Source organism: Erwinia sp. (assembly GCF_049696395.1).
Taxonomy (GTDB): domain Bacteria; phylum Pseudomonadota; class Gammaproteobacteria; order Enterobacterales; family Enterobacteriaceae; genus Erwinia.
On the sequence record NZ_JBAVTT010000022.1, the window covers coordinates 42,914 to 49,776 of the forward strand.

The 6,863-nt window shown below is 52.8% G+C and carries 5 protein-coding genes and 1 pseudogene; 4 read left to right on the forward strand and 2 right to left on the reverse strand.

What is annotated here, in order from left to right; all coding sequences use genetic code 11:
• Window positions 1–3 precede the first annotated feature (3 nt).
• Together ppx and tehB are read left to right on the forward strand one after the other, a co-directional pair.
• Window positions 4–1,536 (forward strand): exopolyphosphatase, encoded by a 1,533-nt coding sequence (gene ppx / locus WCC56_RS03135; protein WP_424690984.1) that lies wholly within the window; start codon window positions 4–6, stop codon window positions 1,534–1,536.
• Window positions 1,533–2,138, forward strand: coding sequence for a tellurite resistance methyltransferase TehB (gene tehB / locus WCC56_RS03140; protein ID WP_424690985.1), 606 nt, complete (start codon window positions 1,533–1,535; stop codon window positions 2,136–2,138). Before ppx ends, tehB begins: the two co-directional genes overlap by 4 nt.
• A gap of 34 nt (window positions 2,139–2,172) precedes the next feature.
• On the opposite strand, the gene WCC56_RS03145 is transcribed toward tehB, so the two are convergent.
• Window positions 2,173–4,383, reverse strand: a complete 2,211-nt coding sequence (locus tag WCC56_RS03145; RefSeq protein ID WP_424690986.1) for an EAL domain-containing protein — start codon at window positions 4,381–4,383, stop codon at window positions 2,173–2,175.
• 286 nt (window positions 4,384–4,669) lie between these two features.
• Between WCC56_RS03145 and WCC56_RS03150 the strand changes: the two genes are divergently transcribed.
• The gene (locus WCC56_RS03150; RefSeq protein ID WP_424690987.1) at window positions 4,670–4,846 is read left to right on the forward strand and encodes a YfgG family protein; all 177 of its coding nucleotides are present in this window, start codon (window positions 4,670–4,672) and stop codon (window positions 4,844–4,846) included.
• 124 nt (window positions 4,847–4,970) lie between these two features.
• Window positions 4,971–6,407, forward strand: coding sequence for a magnesium transporter (mgtE, locus tag WCC56_RS03155; protein ID WP_424690988.1), 1,437 nt, complete (start codon window positions 4,971–4,973; stop codon window positions 6,405–6,407).
• 218 nt (window positions 6,408–6,625) lie between these two features.
• Here mgtE and WCC56_RS03160 read toward each other — a convergent pair.
• Window positions 6,626–6,863: pseudogene (locus WCC56_RS03160) on the reverse strand (glutamine-hydrolyzing GMP synthase); the annotation flags it as partial.

The following is a 6,863-nucleotide window of genomic DNA, read 5'->3' on the forward strand; positions in this document are numbered from 1 at the left end:
ACTATGCCAATATCCCAGAAAAATACGCCCAAACCGCAGGAATTCGCCGCAATCGACCTGGGCTCGAACAGTTTTCATATGGTGATTGCCCGCGTGGTGGATGGCGCCATGCAGGTGCTCGGCAGGTTGAAACAGCGGGTTCATCTGGCCGATGGCCTGGATCACAACAACGTACTGGGCGAAGAGGCTATTGAGCGCGGGTTAAGTTGCCTGGCGCTGTTTGCCGAACGTCTGCAGGGTTTCAGCCCGGCCAACGTGACCATTGTCGGTACGCATACGCTGCGTGAAGCGGTAAACGCCGAAGATTTTCTGCGTCGTGCCGCAGATGTGATCCCTTACCCGATTGAGGTGATCTCCGGGAACGAAGAAGCCCGTCTGATCTTTATGGGCGTGGAGCATACGCAGCCGGAAAAAGGCCGCAAGCTGGTGATCGATATCGGCGGGGGGTCAACCGAGATGGTGATCGGGGAAGACTTCGAACCTAAACTGGTCGAAAGCCGCCGCATGGGCTGCGTTAGCTTTGCTAACCTCTACTTCCCTGGCGGGGTGATCAGTAAAGAGAACTTCCGCCGTGCGCGCTTAGCCGCAGCGCAAAAGCTGGAAACCATGGCCTGGCAATATCGCCTGACCGGCTGGCAGTTTGCGCTGGGCGCTTCCGGTAGCATCAAAGCCGCCTGTGAAGTGCTGCTGGCAATGGGCGAGAAAGAAAAGTTAATCACGCCTGAACGTCTTGAGATGCTGTACGACGAAGTGATCAAACAAAAGTCGTTTGATGCACTGAGTTTACCTGGCCTTTCTGAAGACCGTAAAGCGGTGTTTGTGCCCGGCTTAGCCATTCTCTGTGGCGTGTTTGATGCGCTGGCTATTCGCGAACTGCGTCTGTCTGACGGTGCGCTACGCGAAGGTGTGCTTTATGAGATGGAAGGCCGTTTCCGCCATCAGGACATCCGCAGCCGCACCGCCCAAAGCCTGGCAAATCATTATGCCATCGACAGCGATCAGGCTCGGCGGGTACTGGAAACCACGGAAAAACTCTACCTGCAATGGCGCGATCAGAACCCTAAGCTGACGAATCCGCAGCTTTCTGCCCTGCTTAAATGGGCCGCGATGCTGCACGAAGTGGGACTGACCATTAACCACAGCGGTATGCAGCGTCACTCCTCTTATATCCTGCAAAACACCAATTTGCCTGGATTTAACCAGGATCAACAAACGCTGCTGGCAACCCTGGTACGCTTCCATCGCAAAGCGGTGAAAGTCGATGAGATGCCTCGTCTTACCCTGTTCAAGAAAAAGCAGTTCCTGCCGTTAGTGTTCCTGTTGCGCCTTGGCGCGCTGCTGAATAATCAGCGCCAGGCGACAAATACGCCAGATCTGCTGAAACTGGACACGGATGATGGCCACTGGACGCTGACTTTCCCGGTCGACTATTTCAGCCAGAACAATCTGGTACAGCTCGATTTAGAACGCGAGCAGAGCTACTGGAAAGAAGTGACTGGCTGGCAGCTAACGATTCAGGAAGAGACCAAGTCATGATTGTCAGGCCCGATAACTACTACACCGAAAAATATCAGCTCTCCCCCACGCATTCTGAAGTGCTGGAAGCGTTGCAGCAGATAGCGCCCGGAAGGGCGCTGGACGTGGGCTGCGGCAGCGGCAGAAACTCACTTTACCTCAACCTGAAGGGGTTTGACGTCACCGGTTGGGATAATAACCCGGCCAGCCTGGCCCGACTGAACCAGATCATTGCCGATGAACAACTGACCGGGATCGAGACGGCGGAAAAAGATCTCAACGATCTGCGTTTCAATGGCGGCTGGGATTTTGTGCTGTCCACTGTCGTGATGATGTTTCTGCAGCCGGAAACTATCCCTCAGCTGATTGCTGATATGCAGGCCAGCACGGTGAAAGGCGGTTATAACCTGATTGTTGCGGCGATGGATACCGAAGATTATCCGTGCAATCAGGGCTTCCCGTTTGCCTTTAAATCGGGCGAACTGAGCGATTATTACCGCAAATGGCACATCCTGAAATACAACGAGCACGTGGGGCAGCTGCATCGCACTGACGAGCAAGGTAACCGTATTCCGCTGCGCTTTGCCACGCTGCTGGCACAGAAAGAAATGACTAAAGACTGACAATCTTACCGGGTTCAGGCTGGCGCCGGAAAACTTAAGTGCTGGCCTGAATCATCTCCTGCAATGGCTGTGCCGAGCCAATGTAGTCTCCCTGAAGATAGTCCACGCCTAACTGAAGTAACGCCTGTTCTGTTTCCTGTGAGTTTACGCCACAGGCAACCACCCTCATCCTCTTGCTTCTTGCCAGCGTACAGATTGCCGCAATCACCTGATAATCCAGGCTGTCCTGCAACATGCCGTTGATAAAACGGGCGTCCACTTTCAGCATATCGCCTTCCACCTCTTTTAACCGCGCATACCCGCCAAACTTGCTGCCAAAATCGGTGACGACCACCCGACAGCCAAGTTGCAGAAGCTGTAAAACAGAGCGCCCTGCCCAACTGGACTGATTCAGCAACGGGCAGTCCTGTACCTGAATAATCACCTGCCAGGGCTGGAGGTCGTGGAGATCCAGATACTGTGCTAATTCTTTCGCCAGCGTAGGTCGGCATAAGGTGGAGATAAACAGGGTCACGGCAAAACGGTTGCCGGAGAGCTGATGCCGGTGCTGATGGGCAAAAGCCAGCATCTGCTCAATCACCCAGCGATCGATATCCCAACTTAGCCCTAATTCATCCAGTTTCTCTGGCGGCAGTATTTGCCCTGCATCGTCCTGCATCTCGAGCTTCAGATCGTAGTAATCGTCCCCACGCACACCGCGAACCCGCTGCGCCCAAATCGGATAGCCCTGATGACGTAATCTGTGTCGGACCTGATCCAGCAAAGCCACTTTTTCCGCGACCAGGCGCTGAACCGGCAAACTTTGATTTCGCATCAGCCCTTCCGCCATACCGGTTCTTAGTGACTGTTCTGCCATGGCGCTCATTTCCCCCAGCAGTTCATAGAGATGGGTGACCGGGCGGCGAACGGTGCAATAGCTCAAGCCAATTTCTGGGTGGATTGGCAGCCCTTCCCAGCGCAGATGAAACACTTTCAGCTTCCCCTCAATATTTTCCAGCCGCTGCTGATGGGCGGAGTAATTCAGTCTGATAGCCAAATCAAAACCGGGCAGTTGGTAGACCTGTTCACCCGTTTGCAGGTCAGTAAGCAGATAGCTCGCCAGACTGCGTTTGTACTGGATACGTAGCCGTAATCCATAAATACGGCTGAGGCGTTCAAGTTCCGGAATACTCAGGAAACAGAGAATAGTCAACGGGATGCCGTTCAAATCGGTGCTGAGCGCACGCAGATTGGGTAAGTTAAAAACCGGATCGCTCAATGCCGCCAGTTTAGTTTTGAGCAATATCTGGCGTTGGCGGGTACTGATCGCTGCCATCATCAGGATGGTCAGACTGAATACCAGCAGGTTTGCCGACATCACCGCCAGATGGTACGGCTCGGTGCCAGGGCTCAGGAATCTGTCCCGCAATTGATACAGCACCACCAGCAGCACGGCCCAGCTTAATGAGGTAAAGAGGTAGCCGAAACGCATGGCTGACCACAGCATCAGAGGCAGCAGCACAGGAATACCATAATCGGTGGCTAACAGGTTTTCTTTGTTTTGCTGAACCAACAGCAGCATCACCAAAAGGAATCCAATCAGAGAGACCCACGCCACGCACTCATACGGGTAGACATTCGCTGCCCGTTGCCTGGTTAGCCGCAGGTAAAGTACCTGCCAGAAACGTGGCTTGCGAATGCAACGAATTACAAAGTAGTAAACCTGCACCATAGTTACGCAGGACAGCAGGACGGATTGAAAATTCAGCAGCGTATGCAGGGTGAAAAAGCTGGAGGAGAAAATGGTCCCCCCAATCGTTATCAGACCGGAATTTGCCACCAGTTGAACACTCAAGATAAACAGCCCCGGAATAAAAAAAGCCAGCCAAAGCAAACGCACTGATGTCAGGCTCAGGCCACCATAATCCGCCTTCCAGCGTCTGCCCGCATGGAGTTTGTAGCCCTTCCATCCCGTAGCCAGTACCGCCAGCGTTAAGCCAATAATGATCACCGCGGGAAGTGGACTAAAACGGGAGAAATAGTAGAGGCTTAGCACCAGCGTGATGCCTGGCATCGCTCGCCAGTCAAAGACCAGCAGCATAGCAATGTACATCGCCAACGGCAGGTAAATCAGATAGACATAGCCGCCTTCAACCATCAGACGGATGGAGAGATGAGTGGAAAGCGGCATCAGCAACAACGGCAAAATCAGCGGTAAACCCAGTGAGCTTTGGCTGAGGCGAGAAATCCAGTTTGTGATTTTCATGGTGCTCGACAGGTTGGCAGAGACGTTGGGCTGCTTTGCAGGTTTGCGCGATCTGAAGTCGCATTCGGTCATAGTAAAGTCAGCAGGTAAGGATAAATTGATTCAAATCAATCCAAACTGATTTGCTGAGACGAATGCCCGCTCGTTTAGAAAAATGTGTCTTAAGCCAGGCTAGAATCTGATTTGACGCAATCTGTAGGTCCGCACTCAGAGTTAACGTTGACCTGCTAAGCTGGCTGTGCCTAAATTGCACTATCGCCTTCGGGCTCTTCTCAGGAAACTTTGCGTGAACAGCGCTATGTCATTTAGAAAACGTCGTAAAACCAGCCATATGACCCGTATCGTGTTGCTGGTGAGCTTTATTATCTTAGTGGGACGGTTAATTTTTGTGGTTCCCGGCGCCATTGAACATCATCAGCAAAAAAAACAGGACGTTGCCGCGCCAACCGTCGTGACGAAATAATCGGCTCTCACATCGTATTCCCCCCAGGGAGTTGCTATAAAAATGCGACTTCTCTCACTCTTTTGCCTGATTTGAGCAATACTTACCGTCTCGCTCGTCTTTTGCCAGACACAAGGGAATTTTTATGTCTGTAGCCTTATCCCATACTGAGCAATTAGCTGAAATCCGTGGCCGTATCCTCAATCTGCTGTTAAATGACGGCGATCTGGTGGATACGCTGCTCGAACGTCCGCTGAATGAATCCCCTGCCGAAGCCAAAGCGCACGAAGAGCAGGCGGAAGAGATCAGGCAATACATTCCCCTGCTGCACGCCGCTGACATTGCTGACCTGCTGGAAGCCTTGCCGGAGGACGAACGCCTGGCGCTGTGGCATCTGATCGATACCGAGCGTCGCGGTATGGTGCTGGTAGAAGCCTCTGAGAGCGTCTGGGAAAGCCTGATCGAAGAGATGAGCGACCGGGATTTGCTGCGCGCCATCGCCCCGCTGGATATTGATGAGCAGGTTTACCTGTCGAAGTATCTTTCGCGAGATTTAACCGGCCGTTTGCTGACCTCCCTGGATCCGGCGTTACGCTCCCGCGTGCTGGAGGTGATGGATTTCGATCGCGATCGTGTGGGTCGGATCACCGACTTCAAACTGATCACCATGCCTGCTGATGTGACTTTGGCCACCGTGCAGCGTTATCTGCGGCGTAAAAAATCCATTCCAGAAGGCACCGATAAACTTTTTATCACCGACGAGAACAATACCCTTCTTGGCGAGCTGACGCTGACCGACATTTTGTTGAACAAGCCGAAGAAGATGGTTCATGAGGTGATGAACGATAAGCCGACTACCTTCCGCATCGATGATAAAGCCGAAGATGCTGCCGGGGCGTTCGAACGTTACAACCTGATTTCTGCAGCCGTTATTGATGCCAAAGGCAAGTTAATGGGCCGCGTGACCATCGAAGACGTGGTTGACCTGGTCAATGAAGAGAACGACAGCAATATCCGTAAAATGGGGGGGGTAAACCCGGATGAAGATGTCTTCGCCCCGGTCCGAAAAGCGGTGCGCACTCGCTGGACATGGCTGGCCGTAAACCTTTGTACCGCTTTTGTTGCTTCAAGGGTGATTGGCTTATTTGAAGGAACTATCTCGCAAATCGTGGCGCTGGCAGCACTGATGCCGATTGTGGCGGGTATCGGCGGCAATACCGGGAATCAGACCATTACCATGATTGTCCGGGCGCTGGCGCTGCACCAGGTTGAACCGGGTAACTTCTCCTTCCTGATTGGCCGCGAACTGGGTGTTGCGCTGATCAATGGCCTGTGCTGGGGAGGAATTATGGGTGGCGTGACCTGGGCGATGTACGGCAATCCGGCGCTGGGCGGCGTAATGATGCTGGCGATGGTGCTGAACCTGCTGCTGGCCGCGTTGATGGGCGTTGTCATCCCGTTACTGATGACCAAATTCAAGCGAGATCCAGCCGTGGGTTCCAGCGTGTTAATTACCGCACTGACCGATACCGGCGGCTTCTTCATTTTCCTCGGTCTGGCGACAATTTTCTTAATTCACTAACCGGTCAGCTTCACTAAACAATCAAAGGGCGAAATTATTCGCTCTTTTTTTATGTTCGCAGGTCAATCAATTGATCGCTTACGGCGGACCCCTGGGCGTTGCCGCAGTGCAAAAATGGATGGATTAAGGGGGTAAAACATCCCCGAAATAGTATAAAAAAGCCCGCAAAGGCGGGCTTAATTAATTTAACCTTCAGTCACTTACAACGTAGCGCAGGTTTATTCCCACTCAATCGTAGCCGGGGGTTTGCCAGAAATATCATAAACCACACGGGAGATGCCGTTGATTTCGTTGATGATGCGGTTAGAGACGCGGCCCAGGAACTCATGAGGCAGATGTGCCCAATGCGCGGTCATAAAGTCGATGGTCTCTACAGCGCGCAGAGAAACGACCCAATCATATTTACGGCCATCGCCCATCACGCCAACGGAACGGACTGGCAGGAACACGGTGAAC